Source organism: Cryobacterium sp. Hz7, assembly GCF_004402815.1.
Lineage (GTDB): Bacteria > Actinomycetota > Actinomycetes > Actinomycetales > Microbacteriaceae > Cryobacterium > Cryobacterium sandaracinum.
The window spans coordinates 1-15,475 of record NZ_SOFB01000050.1 but is presented as its reverse complement, the minus strand read 5'-3'; the positions used below and the strand labels follow the sequence as shown (position 1 = coordinate 15,475).

Here is a 15,475-nt window from a genome sequence, read left to right as displayed (position 1 = left end):
GGAGATCCCGTGATCGAGACCACCAGCACCACCACTAGCACCACCAGCACCGCCGACGTGGGCGTCGCCGTCATCGGCGGGTCCGGACTGTACCGGCTCTTCGACGCCGGCACCGAGACATCCGTCGACATCATCACGCCCTATGGCCCTCCCTCGGCGTCGATCTCCATCGGATTGCGGGCCGGCCGGCGGGTCGCCTTCCTGGCCCGGCACGGCGGCGACCATTCGGTGGCGCCGCACCTGATCAACTATCGGGCCAACATCTGGGCGCTCGCGTCGCTGGGCGTGAAGGCCATCATCTCCTCGTCGGCCGTCGGCGGCGTCAGCCCCGCATACCCGCCGGGGATGCTGGTGGTGACCGACCAGTTCATCGACCGCACCTCGGGCCGTGCCGACACCTTCTACGACCAGGGCACGGTCGCGCACCTGGCCGCGGCCGACCCGTTCGATCCGGAGTTGCGCCGCCTCGCGATCGGCGCGCTCGCGACGCTGGAGGAGAACTTCGCACCCACCGGCACCTGCGTCGTGATTCAGGGCCCGCGGTTCTCCACCCGGGCGGAATCGCTCTGGTTCCGCGCCGCGGGCGCGCACACCGTCAACATGACGCAGTACCCGGAGGTCGTCCTGGCCGCCGAACTCAACATGGGCACGGTCAATCTCTCCTTCGTCACCGACGCCGACGCAGGCCTGGCCCCGGTGCCCACCGTTCAAACCGACACCGCTCAGACCGACACACCTCAGGCCGAGGTCGAGGCCGACCCGGATACCGTTTCCGCCAGCCTGGTCTTCACGCGTCTCCGGGCCGCCCAGCCGCGGATCCTGGCCGCGATCGACGGCATCCTGCGTGCCCTGCCCGAGAATTTCTCCCCTCGCGAGCTGATCGCCCCCGAGCAGGTCGGCGTCGTGCTCGATCGTCGTCCTGCACCTGCACCTGCACCTGCACCTGCCCCTGCCGCGCCGGCCGGAGCCGACGCGTGACCCGGCGCCTGCTCGTCACGGGTGGGGCCGGTTTCATCGGCGGCGCGATCGTCCGGGACGCGCTCGCCCGCGGCTGGCAGGTACGGGTGCTCGATTCCCTCCGCAGTGACGTGCACGGTGGACTCCCGGTGCTGCCGAACGGTGTTGACGTGATCGTCGGCGACGTGACCGACGCATCCGTCGTCGCGCTCGCTCTCCGCGACACGGATGCCGTCTGTCACCAGGCCGCGAAGGTCGGCCTCGGCGTGGACTTCGCCGACGCCCCCGACTATGTGCACAGCAACGAGGTCGGCACGGCCGTTCTGCTCGCGGCGATGACCGAGGCCGGGATCAACCGGTTCGTGCTGGCCTCCTCGATGGTGGTCTACGGGGAGGGAAGCTACCGCGGCTCGGAGGGTTTCACGCGTCCGGGACCGCGCCGCGAGGCCGATCTGCTGCGAGGCGTGTTCGACCCCGTCGATGAGGCCACCGGTGAGGCCCTCGAGCCACTGCTCATCTCCGAGGACGACCCGCTCGACCCGCGCAACGTCTACGCGAGCACCAAGCTGGGTCAGGAATACCTCGCGTCGGCATGGGCCCGCGCCACCGGAGGCCGGGCCGCGGCGCTCCGTTACCACAACGTCTACGGGCCGGGGATGCCGCAGAACACGCCCTACGCGGGTGTCGCGTCGTTGTTCCGCTCGGCGCTGGAACGCGGCGAGGCCCCACGGGTCTACGAAGACGGCGGCCAGCGTCGCGACTTCGTGCACGTCGCCGACGTCGCCTCGGCCAACCTCGCCGCGCTCGACTGGACCGCCGGCATCGAGCCGTCCACTTTCCGCCCCTTCAACGTGGGCAGCGGCGTCGTGCACACCATCGGCGAGATGGCCGCGGCCCTCAGCGTGGCCACCGACGGACCGACCCCCGTCGTCACCGGGCAATTCCGGCTCGGCGATGTGCGCCACATCACTGCCTCCTCGGGGCGACTCCGCCGCGAGCTGGACTGGGCTCCCAGCATTTCATTCGAGGAGGGCATGCGCGCTTTCGCGAACGCGCCCCTGCGCGCCGCCGTCACCCGGTAGCCCCGGTATGAACCAATTCGACGGAGATTTTCGTGTGAACCGGCTTTTTCGGCGCTTCTGGCGCCGATTCAGTCAAAATCTCCGTCGAATTCGTTCGGGGCGTCCGGCGCGGATCAGCGCGTAGCGATCGGATGCCGCGGCAACAGCACCTCGAACCGGCACCCGCCGGGCACGTTCCGCACCCGCACTTCGCCGTGGTGCGCCCGCACGATCCCCTGCACGATGGCCAGGCCGAGGCCAGCGCCGCCGGTGCCCAACGGTTCGGCCACCGGGGTGCGCGGACCGCTCGCCCGCCAGCCGGCTTCGAAGACCCGGCTGAGGTCCTGCTCGGGGATGCCGCCAGCGGCATCCGTTACCGAGATCACGGCGTGGTCGGTGGCACCGGCACCCGATCCGCTGCTGGCCGTGACCGAGACCACGATCGAGCTGCCGGCCGGCGAATGCTGGATGGCGTTCATGACGAGGTTGCCGACCACCCGGGACAGTTCGCGCGGGTCCGCGAGGATGGTCAGCCCCTTCTCTCCGGCGAATCGCAGGTCGAGCGACTTGGCCTGGGCGATCGGCCAGAGTCCCGCGACGGTGTCGCTGATCAGGTCGTAGAGCGAGACCGGCTGCAGCCTCAGGCGCAAGGTGCCGGAGTGGATTTTCGACAGCTCGAACAGGTCGTCGACCATGCCCGTGAGCCGGTCCACCTGCCCGCGCATCTGCGTGTAGTACCGTTCCGGGTCCTCGACCATGCCGTCCTCGAGGGCTTCGGCCATGGCACGGATGCCCGCGAGCGGCGTGCGCAGGTCATGAGAGATCCAGGCGATCAGCTCGTGCCGTGACTCCTCGATCTGATTCTCGCGGACACGGGATTCGGCGAGGTGTTCCCCGGTCGCGGCCAGTTCCCCGGCCAGCGCCGTGAACTCGTTGTTGCTGTGCCGGTCGGTCGCCGCGACCCGTTCGCCGCGCTCGATGCTGGCCGCGGCCGAGCGCAGGGAGCGGCTGTCCCGGGCGAGCTGACGGCTGAGCACCGCGGCCATGGCCAGCGACACCAGTCCGGCGACACTGGCCACGGAGTAGAAGACCGTGAGGTCGTGCCGGGAGACGTATGTCTGCGAGGCGACCGCCGCCATCCCGCCGACGACCGACACCACCGTGGCAAGGGCGATCACCATCAGTTGCAGTACGAGGGAGGTGCGGGAAAGCAGGCGCAGGGTGAGCAGGCCGGCGCCGCCGACGACCACCGCGCAGGCCAGCGTGAACAGGGAGACCGTGAGGAGCACATCCGGTGTCATGACTGCCGCCCCGTGGGAGCCAGCGGAACCGGGTCGAACCGGTAGCCGACCCCCCAGACCGTGTTCAGCAGCCGGGGCTGCGCCGGGTCAGCCTCGATCTTCTCCCGCAGCCGGCGCACGTGCACCGTCACCGTGGACAGGTCGCCGAACTCCCAGCCCCAGACGGAACGAAGCAGGTCCTCCCGGCTGAGCACGGTGTGCGGACGCCTGATCAGGTGGGCCAGCAGGTCGAATTCCCGCGCGGTGAGCACCAGCGGCTCGCCGCGCAGCCGCACCTCGTGCGCCTGCGCGTCCAGGGCGAAGTCGCCGGCCGAGACCAGCCCGGCCGGCACGGCGGGCGCGGTGCTCCGGCGCAGCACCGACTGCACCCGCAGCACGAGTTCGCGCGGGGAGAACGGTTTGGTCAGGTAGTCGTCGGCGCCGGCCTCGAGGCCGTCGATGCGGTCCTCCTCCTGGTTGAGGGCGGTCAACATGATCACCGGGATCTCCCAGTCCCCGCGGATGCGCCGGCACACCTCGATTCCGTCCAAGAGTGGCAGCATCCGGTCGAGCACGACCAGGTCTGGCCGCAGCTGTTCGGCTTTCGCGAGCCCGTCCAAGCCGTCTGCCGCCTCGTCGACCACGAACCCGGACGCCCGCAGATACCGGCAGACGATCTCGGACACCGTCGGGTCGTCGTCGACGACGAGGATGCGGCGCTCGAGAGGCGGTAGCGGGCGCAAATCGCCCGGGGGCAGGGAAGGAGGCACGAAATCAGGATAGAGCGGCGGGCACCGGGTGTGCCGGGCCGGAGCAGGCGACACCGTTTCTTCCTCACTCCGTAATCTCTTTGGCCGTTTCGGCGGAGCCGGCCCCCGTAGTGTCGACCCATGACTGTGTTCCAGGTGGACCTCGTGCTGCCATGCCTGAACGAAGCCGACGCCCTGCCCTGGGTGCTGTCGCGACTCCCGGAGGGGTATCGGGCCATCGTCGTCGACAACGGCTCGACCGACGGATCGGCTGAGATCGCCGCCATGGCCGGCGCCCAGGTCGTGCACGAGGCGCGCCGCGGCTTCGGCGCCGCCGCCCACGCGGGCCTCCTGGCGGCCACCGCGCCGATTGTTGCCTTCTGCGACGCCGACGCGTCGATGGACCCGGCCGAACTGCCGCTCCTGGTCGATCCCGTGCGGGCCGGATCCGCCGACCTGGTGCTCGGCCGCCGCCGGCCCGCGACCGCCAAATCCTGGCCGCTGCACGCGCGCCTCGCCAATTCCAGTCTGTCCTGGCGTCTGCGCCGAATAACAGGGGTGAACATCCATGACCTCGGCCCCATGCGCGCCGCGCTCCGCGAATCCGTGCTGGACCTCAATCTCCAGGACCGCCGCAGCGGGTATCCGCTGGAGATGTTCTTGAAGGCGGCGTCGGCGAACTGGCGCATCCTCGAGGTTGACACGACGTATTCGTCCAGGGTCGGCCGCAGCAAGGTGACCGGAACCGTGCGCGGCACCCTGACCGCGGTCAATGACATGTCCGCCCTCCTCCGGGAGACGCGCCGATGACGACCATCGTCGTGATCGCCAAGGAATGCCTTCCCGGTCGGGTGAAGACCCGGCTGCACCCGCCGCTGAGCCTCGAACAGGCCGCCGATCTGGCGGCGGCCAGCCTCGACGACACTCTCGCCGCGGTCGCCGCCCTGCCCGCGACCCGCCGCATCCTGGCCTTCGACGGTGTGATTGCGCCGAACGCAGCCGCCGGCTACGAGATCCTGCCACAGGTGGAGGGCACCCTCGACCTGCGGCTCGCGGCCGTGTTCGACGCCTGCGAGGGTCCCATGCTGCTGGTCGGCATGGACACCCCGCAGGTCACCTCCGCCCTGCTCGAACCCGTCTTCACCGACTGGACCGATGACGTGGATGCCTGGTTCGGCTTCGCGAACGACGGCGGCTTCTGGGCGCTCGCCCTGAACGACCCGACCGGCGACCTGATCCGCGGCGTGCCGATGTCCCGGGACGATACTGGCGCTGTGCAGCTGAAACGGCTGACGGATGCCGGGTTGCGCGTGAACCTGCTTCCTACCCTCACCGATGTGGACACCATCGAAGACGCCCACCGGGTGGCGGGGATCGCGCCTACCGGCAGATTCGCCGCGGCCCTGGCCGCCATGATGCCGCCGATCCCGACGGACAATTTCCGATGACGCTGCTGGCCGCACAACTCGAGGGGGAGTGGGCCGAACCGACCACCTTCGGTGCCGGCGGCGCGGAGCCCTACGCCGCCGCGCTGCGGAACGCCGACAACGTGCTCTACCTGCGCCGGATATCCTCCGGCGAGCACGCCACCATCGATGCCGGCCGGTGGAGCGCCGACGCCGACGACACCGACCTCTGCCTGCTCGACGGGATCACCGGCCCGGTGCTCGACATCGGCTGCGGCCCCGGCCGCATGGTGCGGGCCGCCATGGGGCTGGGGCTGACCGCGCTCGGCCTCGACGTGTCGGCGACCGCCGTGCGCATGGCCGCAGACGCCGGCCTCGACGTGTTGCAGGGCAGCGTCTTCGACCCTCTGCCGCTGGAGGGTGGCTGGGCGGCCGCGCTGCTCGTCGACGGCAACATCGGAATCGGCGGCGACGCATCCGTTCTGCTCACGCGCTGCGCCGACCTGCTGGCGCCGGACGGCGTTCTCCTGGTCGAACTCAGCCACGACCCGGCCCGGGACGACAGCTACCTCGGCACCATCGAGGATTCAACCGGGAGCCGCAGCGCCGTGTTCCCCTGGGCGGAAATCGGCATTAACGGCCTCCGCGACCGTGCCGGAGCGACCGGTCTGGTCGTGGCTCAGGACTGGCGGCTGGACGGCCGCTGGTTCGCGCGCCTGCTGCGAGCGTAGAGCACGACCGACCAGACCGTCGCGACCAGGGCGACGGCCACCCAGAACAGAGCGAGGTTCCGACCGTAGTCGAGCGGAAGGATGCTCGGATTGTTCGAGGTGAGCGACCGGGCGACGATCGCGGGCACCACGATCAGCGTCATGATCGAGCCGACCACGATGGCGGCCTGCACGACCAGCACGATCGTGCCCGTGACGCGGCGCCCCGCGCGGCGCAGCAGAAGGCCGCAGAAGAAGATCAGGGGCGCCAGCGCGGCGTCGTGCAGCACGATCGCCGCGCCGATCCAGAGCGCCACCCCGGGCAGTCGGGTGATCCGCACTGTGTCGAAAAGAACGTAGAGGCCGAAGAGGAGCCCGGACGTGCCGAGCAGGATCAGCGTGGTGCGGGCTGCGCGCATCCGTCGGTCGCCGGCGTGGGGGAGCGCGGTGGTCGCGCGTGCTGTTGTCATACCTGCGGTGTTCATGCGGTGATCGCCTCGATCCGGCTCAGCCATTTGGTTTGCAGCACTCCGGGCCGTCCCGGGGCGATCATGCGTGCCGGGTAACCGTGCTGCAGGTCGAGCGTCTCGCCGTTCAGCTCGAGCGCCACCAGGGTCAGCGGGTCCCGCACGTATTCCGGTCCCATCTCGGTCTTCTTGAAGCTGCCGCGCTCTTCGAGACTGATCAGGCGAAAGGATGCGCCGGTGTCGGCGCCGACCAGGTCGGCCAGTTCCGACAGGCGAACCCCGCGCCAGAGCGCCAGTTGGCTCCAGCCCTCGACGCAGGCGATCGGCAGTTCCACCTCGGTCTGCGGCAGGGCCTCGAGCTCGGCGCGGCTGAAGCTGCGCTCCACGCCACCGGCAGCGAGGGTGAGCACCCAGCCGGCGGCGACGGCCGACGCGGTGACCTTTGCCTCCTCGGCCGTGCGGTTCACCGGGAGGCCCTGCGGGCCGACGCCCTTCTTGCGCGGACCGAACACGTTCACCGCGTCCAGAGGCGCAAAGGTCTGGCCGGCGGTCAGCCCCACCACGGCGGCGCAGGCGATTCCGACGGTGGTGAGGAAGCCCCGGCGACTCACGGTCGTCGTCTCGCTCACGGTCTTCGTCTCGCTCACGAACGAGGGCGTGGCGTCGATCCAGGCGATCAACCGGCCCGTCACACCGGACGGACGTCCGCTGCCCCAGAGCCGCACCGCCTCGACGTCGGCCGGTGACTCAACGTCGCTCGCGGCATCCGTTGCCTCGTGCTCGGCAGCGGCGCGCCCGTTCCAGAACCGTGTGATGATCGGCAGCTTGATGCCGATGTGCAGTACCAGCAGTCCCACCAACACCCAGCCGAGGGCGTAGTGCACCTCGCGGAAGGGAAAGGGCCACGGGTACCACTGGTAGGTGTTGATCAGGCCGATGGTGATCTGCACCAGGGATGCGCCCACGAAGAGGGCGATCGACGCGCGTTCGAGCAGGTGTAGGAACGATTTCACCGGCGGCCACTGGAACAGGTCGGGGAAGACGATGTAGAGCTTGGCCAGCAGCAGCGGGAAGCATGCGATGCCGGCCACGATGTGCGTGCCCTGGGTGATCTGGTAGAGCGACGCGGGCCGGGTCGGGAACCGCATCCACGGCAGCGGCTCCTGCAGGAAATGGCTGTACAGGCCGGTGCCGAAGCAGACGATGAACGCGGCGCCGAGCAGCCGGCCGATCACGACCGCCAGCCGGGGATTGCGCACCGGGGAGGCCAGCGCGCGCTGGGCCTCGTACATCATTCGTCTCATGGTTCCATTGCATCATCCGGGGTGCCCGGAGAGGCGGCGCAATCCTTACGGTCCGGTGACGCGCACCGGGACGGTTGGGCCCAAATGCCCGGGTTCCGTCAGGATGGCAGGGTGCGTATCGCCGTTGTCTCCCTCCTCCTTGCCGCCAGTGCGGCCCTGACGGCCTTCAGCGTGCTCGCGTATGACCTGTTCAAGCCGGGACGCGACACGGTGCCTCTGGTCATCTGCACCAGCGGGCTGTGGCTGCTTTTCGCGCTCGCCGTGGTCCTGCTGCGCGGGGTGCGGGGCCGGGCCGTGGTCGTGCTGATCCTGGCGGGTTCGGTCGGGATCGGGGCCGCGGCCATGGTCGGTCCGCCGAACACGAGCACGGACTCCGCGCGCTACGCCTGGGACGGCATCGTCGCCACCGCGGGCATTTCGCCGTATGCCTACACGCCGGCCGACGATCGGCTCGACGCCCTGCGCCCCGACTGGTTGTTTCCGGCTCCGGAGCTGACCGCGGCCGGCGATCTCGTGTGCGTCGGCGAACGCATCCAGACGGCGCTGAAAAGCGAGTCCGACGAGATTCTCTGTTCGGCACTGAACCGCACCGGAGTGCCCACGATCTATCCGCCGGCCGCCGAGATCTTCTTCGCCGGCGTCCGGGCGGTCACCGGGCCGAATGCGGAGTACTGGCCCCTGCAACTGACGGGCCTCCTGCTCAGCGTCGGCACCACGGTGATGCTGCTGGTCGGGATGCGCCGCCGCGGCATCGACCAGCGGTTCGCCGCGCTTTGGGCCTGGTGTCCGCTCGTGGCCACGGAAGCGGTCACGAATTCCCACATCGACATGCTCGGCGTCGTCTTCACGTTGAGCGCGGTGTTCCTGGTCACCGGCCGGCGCTATTGCAGCGGTGGGATCGCGCTCGGCGCGGCGATCGCGACCAAGCTGATTCCCGTGCTCGCGGCCCCTGCCATGCTGCGGCGCCAGGGGTGGAAGGTCGCCGTGGCCGCCGTGGCCACCTTCCTGCTGCTGTACGTGCCGTATGTGCTGACCACCGGTATCGGGGTGCTCGGCTATCTGCCCGGCTACCTCTCCGAGGAAGGGTACGAGGACGGCACCCGCTTCGCCCTGCTCTCGCTGGTCGCCCCGGGCGGCTCGGCCGTCATCGTTGCCGGTGTGCTGCTTTTCGTCATCGCCGTGCTCGTGATCTGGAAGACGGACCCCGACCAGCCCTGGCTGGGCCAACTTGTCATGATCGGCAGTGCGCTGCTCATTCTGAGCCCGCGGTACTCCTGGTATGCCCTGCTGCTGCTGCCGTTCATCGCCCTCAGCGGCCGCTGGGAATGGCTTCTGGTGCCGGTGGCCCTCACCCTCCGCTTGCTGGTCCCGTCGATTCCGCTTACCCGGGTGGCCATCGCCACGGCTATCGTCGTCATCGTCGTCATGTCGATCCACCGCGCCCGCCCCGAGGTGGCACGACGCCTGTTCCGCCCGATCAGAACGGCGCCGGCACGTCCGAATCCGGCTCCCGCGCCTTCTTCACCTTCTACTCTTCCGGCTTCTCCTCCTTCTCCGCCGGATGCCCCGCCGGGCGGATGATCGTGGCTGGTTCGCTGAGGAGGATGCGCCCGGTCGGTGACGTCTTCTTCAGCGTCCCGTCGGGCAGGTGCACGGAGCTCCCCCGAGTCGCGGTCCGGGCCGTGATCTCGGAATACCGGCGGGCTCCATTGACCTGCGCGGCGACTCGGGCGGACTCCGCCTGCGTCGCCTGAATCGCCTCGAAGTGTCGCCCCGGGACTCGAACTTCTCGCTGTAAGTGGGCTTCATGAGGGAGACGCTACGGGTATCCACTGACATTCCATGCCCCAGATCGGCACCAGTCATCGCTCTGTGGAAAACCCGATGACGCCCATATTGTGAAAGAGAAGAGGGGCCACGGCGCAATCCGTTGAACTGACCGCCGCTGGCATCGGTCACACGGCCCTCACCTCCCATCCGCCGTGTGACGTAAACGCGGAGATTTTCGCGAAATGCCGGTTGTGGCGCCTGGGTGTGCGGCGTGTTGCGAAAATCCCCGTAGTTAGCGACCGCGGCCGCCCCGGATGCCCCGGGCGGGCGGCAGAACCGGGCGGCAGAACCGGGCGGCAGAACCGGGCGGCAGGACCGGGCCGCCGGGCCGCCGCGCCGCCGAGCCGGGTCAGCGTCTCGACCACCGCGAGCAACACAAGGAAGGGCCCGCTGCGCATCTGCGCAGCGGGCCCTTCCTGATAAGCGGTGTTACTTGGTGGCGACCGTGATCTTCGCGATGCCGACCAGGAGCTGGTCAGCGACAGCATCCGTCATGAACGTGTCGTTGAGCAGGCCGGCGGCCTCAGCCGAGATGTGCACGGTGGTGCCCTCGAGGATGGCGTTATCGCCGTCCATCTGGAGCGGCTTCAGGGTCCCGCCGTAGAGGTTGAAGAGGAGGACCTGGGTGGCGGCTGACTCTCCGTTGACGCTCACGTCACCGAACAGCTTGCTGGTGCCCGGGTCGATCGTGAAGTTGGTCAATTCGACCGTGGTCTCGCCGGCGGTCAGTGAGAAGCCGGAGCCCTCGTGCTCGATGGAGCCCTGGACGAAGGGCCGGTAGTCCTCTTCGGGGTCGTAGTAGTCCACGTTTCCACCGGTGATCGGGAAGTGCAGGCTGCCGTCGGTCAGGGTGGCGGTGCCCACGGTGCCGGGGGTGAGGCCGAGGCTGGTCAGCGCCGCAGCGAAGTCGGCGTCGAGGAGAACGGACGTGTCGACGCCCGACAATGCGGGGATCGAAGCGAGGGCCTTGGGGGTTGCTCCCTCGGAGGAAGGGGAGGAAGAGGAGGAGGAATTCTCGGCCGGGGCGGTCGCATCGGCTGTGGTCGAGCAGGCGGAGAGGCCGGCGATGAGGAGGCCCGCGGTGGCGAGGCTGAGCGTGGTCTTGGTGAATGAGCGCATGAGAAAATCCTTAGGGTCTGTGGTTGGGATTCAGCGGTTCTTGGTGCTGAATGAGGTTCGGTCCCCTCCGTCAAACGGTTTGGAATTAGTTCAAATTGGGGCAAACTTCGGCCACAAGCTCCGTAACTACGGGGATCCGGGCACAAAAAAGCGACCGAGCGCACCCCGGCCGCCGCCAGCAAAAGACGCGAGCGGAACCTTAGAAGTGCCGGAACCGATCCGGCGCCAGGTCCCACGGGTCCTTGCCGAGCAGCTCGGCGATCGCGCGGAACACGCAGCTCTCGATCACCATCCGCCGGTGCAGGTCGTCGTTCCGATGCAGCCGCGTCAGGCGCTGGATCGGCAAACGGTAGAAGACCACGCGACGCTCCGCGGCGTTCACGGCCCAGCGCTCCACTTCGATGGCCGGCAGCACCGAGGAAGGACCGGCCGCAACCACGAACCTCACATCACCCAGCTGCTCCGGCCAGACCGAGCGGAGGTAGTCAACGGTTGACGCCACGGTCATATCGAAGTTGTCGATGCGCGTCTGCAGAGGCGGCAAATAAGGCCCGGTCGCCGAGCTGCGGATGCCCCGGCCGTGCCGGTCCCGACCTCGCCCGCGCTGAACGGGGGCCGGCGTCGACACGGCGGAACGGCGAACTCGAGACATGCCCTCATCCTAGTTCGACCCGTTGACGGGTATCCTGTAGCCAATGTCATTCCGGCCCTGCTCCCGTGTCGCCTGCTCGGAGGAATCCGCCGCGACTCTCACTTTCGACTATGCCGACGCGATGGCCGTCCTCGGTCCGCTTGCCGTGCAGCGCGAGCCGCACACCTTCGACCTCTGCGCCCGGCACGCCCGGCTGACCGCAGCCCCGCAGGGCTGGCAGCTGGTGCGCCTCCGCACCGACGGGCCGGCGACCGAGCCGGCCGACGGGCCGGACGCACAGCCGGCCGCCGGGCCGGACGCCGAGTCGGGATCCGCGGAATGACGGACCAGACGGATGCCGCCGCCTGCCTGGGCGCCGTCGTCGGCCCGGGCGAGGTGTGCGGCACGACTGCCGCACCGTTGACCGCGCAGTTGGTGGCTGCCCTTGCCGCTGCCTTCGTCGACGAAGTCGGTGCGCAGAGCCGCGAGGTACTCCTCGGTCACGACCGGGGCGAGGCGGGCGAGCTCGTGGCCGCCTTCACCCGGGGTGCGGAAGCCCGAGGGGCCACCGTCGTCGACCTCGGCGTGTGCTCCACCGACGAAATTCGATTCGGCTCGGGAGCCCAAAACGCCCCGGCCGCCCGGATCACCGCCTCCTCGCTCACCATGCTTCGGGCGGGTGCCCAAGAGATCGGGCACGACTACGGTCTCGGCGCCATTCGTGACCGCGCCGTCGGCTATCTGGCCGCCGGGCCGGCCCCGGTGGCGACACCCGGCCGCCGCCGCGAGTTCGACCTGCTGCCCGACTACGCGGCCGGGCTGCGCGCGCTCGTCGGGCTCACCGGCATCCGCTCGCTCACCGTCGTGGTCGACGCCGGCCGCGGCGCCGCCGCCGTCACGGTGCCCTACGTTTTCGGCGACGATGTCCGCAAAGCTGCCGGAGACCCGGCCGGCGGCGCCTCCGCGGCGGCGGACCCCGCCGAAACACCGCGCCCAGCAGCCCTCACCATCGTCCCGCTCTTCTTCGATCAGGGCCCGGACCTCCCGCCGCACACCATCGACCCTGCCGACCCGGCCACCCTCACCGATCTGCGGAATGCCGTGATCCAGCACGAGGCCGACCTCGGGCTCGGCTTCGACGCCGACGGCGGCCGCTGCGTGGTGGTCGACGAGACCGGGTGCGTCGTGCCCTCGTCCGCGATCGGCGCCGTGCTCGCCCGGCGCGCCATCGCAAGCGCGCGGATTATGGACCCTGGCCGGGATGTGGTGGTTCTGCACGACCTCAACGTCTCCCGCTTCGTGGCGGAGACGATCGAGGCGGCCGGCGCGGCCGCGGTCCCCACCTCGGTCGGCGGATCCTTGATGCGGGCCGAGTTGCGGGCCACCGGGGCAGTGTTCGGGTTCGGGTACTCCGGCGACTACTACTTCCCGCAGTTCTGGTGCGCCGACAGCGGTCTGCTCGCGGCCCTGCACGTTCTGGCGGAGCTCGGATTCCAGCCCCGCCCGTTGTCGGCGCTGGCGGCGGATGCCGTGCCCTACGCCCATTCCGGCGAGATCAGCATGGCCGTCGACGACCTGCCCGGGGTCTACGCGCGCGTCGTCGACGCCTACACGGGTTCCGCCGACTTCGAGGAGATCGACGGCCTTACGGTCATCGGCCTCACGAGCGTCGACGAACCGTTCTGGTGGTTTAACGTGCGCCCATCGCGCACCGAGCCGGAGCGAGCGCCGCAGCAGCAACAGAAGCAGGTGCGGCCCGAGCTGCGACTCACCGTGGAGGCCGGGACCCCTGAGGTGATGGTGCGCATCCGCGACGAAGTCCTCGCACTCATGCCCGCCGATTAATCGCACGTTACAAGCACGTTTCCACCCGCGGGTTGATTTCGGCGCCGGTAATCGCCGGTCATACGCTGACTCACGAAGCACCAATGGATAGCAGTCGGCCCCACCGTCGGGGTGGCAGCATCCCACTGAAACTGGAGTGACATGGCCAACGAGACAGACACAGACCGCACTGCCGCAAAAAAGGGCGGGGGAGGCCAGCAGCTGTCCAAGTCCCTGAAACCGCGACACCTCTCGATGATCGCAATCGCCGGCGTGATCGGAGCCGGCCTTTTCGTCGGGTCCGGAGCTGCCATCCAGCAGGCCGGGCCGGGCATCCTCGTGGCCTACTCGGCCGCGGGACTGCTTGTTATCCTGGTCATGCGGATGCTGGGCGAAATGGCGGCGGCGCATCCAGAAACCGGTTCGTTCTCTACCTACGCCGACAAAGCCCTCGGTCGCTGGGCGGGGCTGAGCATCGGCTGGTTGTACGCCTGGTTCTGGATCATCGTCCTCGGCATCGAGGCCACGGCCGGCGCCGCCATCGTGCACCGCTGGGTGCCGGAGGTCGACCAGTGGGTCTGGGCACTCCTACTGATGGTGCTCCTCACGGGCACCAATGTCGCCTCCGTGAAAATGTTCGGTGAATTCGAGTTCTGGTTCGCGTCGATCAAGGTGGCGGCCATCGCCGTCTTCCTGCTGCTCGGCGTCGTGGCCATCCTCGGGTTGATGCCCGGGGTCGCGGCCCCCGGCCTGAGCAACCTCACCGGCAACGGTGGGTTCTTCCCCAGCGGTAGCGGCGCCGTCCTCGGCGGCGTGCTCGTGGTCGTTTTCTCGTTCTTCGGCGCCGAAATCGCCACGATCGCTGCCGGCGAGTCCGAGAACCCGGTCGACGCGGTCAAGAAGGCTGTCAAATCCACCGTCTGGCGCATCCTCGTCTTCTACATCGGATCCATCGCCGTCGTCGTCACGCTGCTTCCGTGGAATAGCGCTTCCGTGGCCAAGAGTCCCTATGTCGCTGTGATCGAGCTCTACGGAATCCCCGGGGCCGGCACGATCATGGACATCATCGTGCTTACCAGCGTGCTCTCCTGCCTGAACTCAGGTCTCTACACCGCGAGCCGCATGCTTTTCTCCCTGTCGGAACGCGGGGACGCACCCCCGGCGTGGTCGAAAATCTCCGTCCGCGGCGTGCCGCGCGCCGCCGTCTTGTCTTCCACCGTCGTCGGGTTCATCACGGTGGGTCTGAACTACATCGCGCCCGACACGGTCTTCCTTCTCCTCGTCAACACCTCTGGCGCGATCGCGCTTCTCGTCTGGCTCGTCATCGCCGTGTCGCAGCTGATCCTGCGACGGCGCATGGGCACGGATGCCGCCAGTCGCCTGAGCCTGAAGATGTGGGCCTTCCCCTACCTGACCTGGCTGGCCATCGGCGCCATCGTTGCACTGCTCGCGGGCATGGCCATTCTCGAACGCACCCGCATGGAACTCCTGATGTCCCTCCTGCTCGCGGGCGTCGTGGTCGGCATCGGCCTGTGGAAGTACCGCGGGGACAGGAGCGCCGCCCACCCCGTTGCGGATGCCTCGGTTTCCGCCGAAGTGAAGAACGACGAGGCCGAGACTCTTGCCCCGAGCGGCACTGCCGCTGTGCTGAAATAGGGTGCCGTCCCGGCTGCACGGAAGCCGTGTTTCCGCCNTTCCGCCCCGTTGGGGCGTGACACGCCCGGGCGGTTGCTGGTTTTGACGGTCCGGTGTGTCGGCCGTAATGTATTCAAACGTACCCCACAGGTGCGGAAAGCCGCAGAGCTTCCCGGCCTCATGTGGAACCACAGTTTTTCGCTTCGTCTCATGCTTGTTCCTGTTTCAGGTGAGTGTGGGGGAGGCCTAAGATGGTAACTCTCTCCGGCTGCGTGTTTGGTCTGGTGGGTGGTTGTTCGAGTCGCTTTGGCGCACTCGGAATCGGCTGCTTTCAGTGATTTGACAGGGTGTGGCCGGGCAGCTAAGTTATACAAGTTGCCTCGAAGCGACAGCCCCTTGGTGGGCTTGAAGTCGAGTGCGTCCGATCCTTGAGAACTCAACAGCGTGCACAATGTCAAATGCCAAAAACCTCGGCCGTAGGGCTCCTTTCTAGGGGGTACCG

Annotated in this window: 15 protein-coding genes; 9 read left to right on the top strand and 6 right to left on the bottom strand. The window is 68.6% G+C overall.

The window, feature by feature from the left end:
* Positions 1-9: 9 nt before the first annotated feature.
* Both E3N86_RS11690 and E3N86_RS11685 read left to right on the top strand, forming a co-directional pair.
* A complete protein-coding gene (locus E3N86_RS11690; protein ID WP_134511990.1) occupies positions 10-978 on the top strand; it encodes an MTAP family purine nucleoside phosphorylase in 969 nt (322 codons plus the stop codon).
* Positions 975-2,039 carry an NAD(P)-dependent oxidoreductase gene (locus E3N86_RS11685; protein ID WP_134415572.1) on the top strand — a complete coding sequence of 355 codons (1,065 nt, stop codon included), beginning with the start codon at positions 975-977 and terminating at the stop codon, positions 2,037-2,039. Before E3N86_RS11690 ends, E3N86_RS11685 begins: the two co-directional genes overlap by 4 nt.
* A 113-nt stretch (positions 2,040-2,152) precedes the next feature.
* Here the strand turns inward: E3N86_RS11685 and E3N86_RS11680 are convergent, their stop codons facing one another.
* On the bottom strand, positions 2,153-3,319 hold the full coding sequence (locus E3N86_RS11680; protein WP_134511989.1) for a sensor histidine kinase KdpD: 1,167 nt from the start codon (positions 3,317-3,319) through the stop codon (positions 2,153-2,155).
* Positions 3,316-4,068 carry a response regulator transcription factor gene (locus tag E3N86_RS11675; RefSeq protein WP_233191092.1) on the bottom strand — a complete coding sequence of 251 codons (753 nt, stop codon included), beginning with the start codon at positions 4,066-4,068 and terminating at the stop codon, positions 3,316-3,318. The genes E3N86_RS11680 and E3N86_RS11675 overlap by 4 nt, the downstream gene beginning before the upstream one ends.
* 120 nt (positions 4,069-4,188) lie before the next feature.
* On the opposite strand from E3N86_RS11675, the gene E3N86_RS11670 reads away from it, so the two are divergent.
* From E3N86_RS11670 to E3N86_RS11660, 3 genes are read left to right on the top strand one after another with little or no spacing between them, the layout of a single operon-like run.
* Positions 4,189-4,857 (top strand): glycosyltransferase family 2 protein, encoded by a 669-nt coding sequence (locus E3N86_RS11670; RefSeq protein ID WP_134511988.1) that lies wholly within the window; start codon positions 4,189-4,191, stop codon positions 4,855-4,857.
* Positions 4,854-5,495, top strand: a complete 642-nt coding sequence (locus E3N86_RS11665; protein WP_134511987.1) for a DUF2064 domain-containing protein — start codon at positions 4,854-4,856, stop codon at positions 5,493-5,495. Before E3N86_RS11670 ends, E3N86_RS11665 begins: the two co-directional genes overlap by 4 nt.
* On the top strand, positions 5,492-6,184 hold the full coding sequence (locus E3N86_RS11660) for a bifunctional 2-polyprenyl-6-hydroxyphenol methylase/3-demethylubiquinol 3-O-methyltransferase UbiG (RefSeq protein ID WP_104099190.1): 693 nt from the start codon (positions 5,492-5,494) through the stop codon (positions 6,182-6,184). The genes E3N86_RS11665 and E3N86_RS11660 overlap by 4 nt, the downstream gene beginning before the upstream one ends.
* Here E3N86_RS11660 and E3N86_RS11655 read toward each other — a convergent pair.
* Together E3N86_RS11655 and E3N86_RS11650 are read right to left on the bottom strand one after the other, a co-directional pair.
* Positions 6,133-6,633, bottom strand: coding sequence for a hypothetical protein (locus tag E3N86_RS11655; RefSeq protein ID WP_134511986.1), 501 nt, complete (start codon positions 6,631-6,633; stop codon positions 6,133-6,135). The two genes, E3N86_RS11660 and E3N86_RS11655, sit on opposite strands and share 52 nt — an antisense overlap.
* 11 nt (positions 6,634-6,644) lie before the next feature.
* Positions 6,645-7,934 (bottom strand): molybdopterin-dependent oxidoreductase, encoded by a 1,290-nt coding sequence (locus E3N86_RS11650; RefSeq protein WP_104171422.1) that lies wholly within the window; start codon positions 7,932-7,934, stop codon positions 6,645-6,647.
* 111 nt (positions 7,935-8,045) lie between these two features.
* Here E3N86_RS11650 and E3N86_RS11645 point away from each other — a divergent pair, with 111 nt between their 5' ends.
* On the top strand, positions 8,046-9,515 hold the full coding sequence (locus E3N86_RS11645) for a glycosyltransferase family 87 protein (protein WP_166785080.1): 1,470 nt from the start codon (positions 8,046-8,048) through the stop codon (positions 9,513-9,515).
* Positions 9,516-10,193: 678 nt separating this feature from the next.
* Here the strand turns inward: E3N86_RS11645 and E3N86_RS11640 are convergent.
* Complete coding sequence (locus E3N86_RS11640) at positions 10,194-10,883, bottom strand: hypothetical protein (RefSeq protein WP_104099185.1); 690 nt, start codon at positions 10,881-10,883, stop codon at positions 10,194-10,196.
* 199 nt (positions 10,884-11,082) lie between these two features.
* Positions 11,083-11,535: a metallopeptidase family protein gene (locus E3N86_RS11635; protein ID WP_134511984.1), complete on the bottom strand. Its 453-nt coding sequence runs from the start codon at positions 11,533-11,535 to the stop codon at positions 11,083-11,085.
* Between the two features lie 43 nt (positions 11,536-11,578).
* Here E3N86_RS11635 and E3N86_RS11630 point away from each other — a divergent pair, with 43 nt between their 5' ends.
* The 3 genes from E3N86_RS11630 to E3N86_RS11620 all read left to right on the top strand — a co-directional run bounded on the left by E3N86_RS11630 (position 11,579) and on the right by E3N86_RS11620 (position 14,994).
* Positions 11,579-11,857: a DUF3499 family protein gene (locus tag E3N86_RS11630; protein WP_104099183.1), complete on the top strand. Its 279-nt coding sequence runs from the start codon at positions 11,579-11,581 to the stop codon at positions 11,855-11,857.
* Positions 11,854-13,359: a phosphomannomutase/phosphoglucomutase gene (manB, locus tag E3N86_RS11625; protein ID WP_134511983.1), complete on the top strand. Its 1,506-nt coding sequence runs from the start codon at positions 11,854-11,856 to the stop codon at positions 13,357-13,359. Before E3N86_RS11630 ends, manB begins: the two co-directional genes overlap by 4 nt.
* Positions 13,360-13,500: 141 nt before the next feature.
* Complete coding sequence (locus E3N86_RS11620) at positions 13,501-14,994, top strand: amino acid permease (protein WP_134372189.1); 1,494 nt, start codon at positions 13,501-13,503, stop codon at positions 14,992-14,994.
* Positions 14,995-15,475 lie beyond the last annotated feature (481 nt).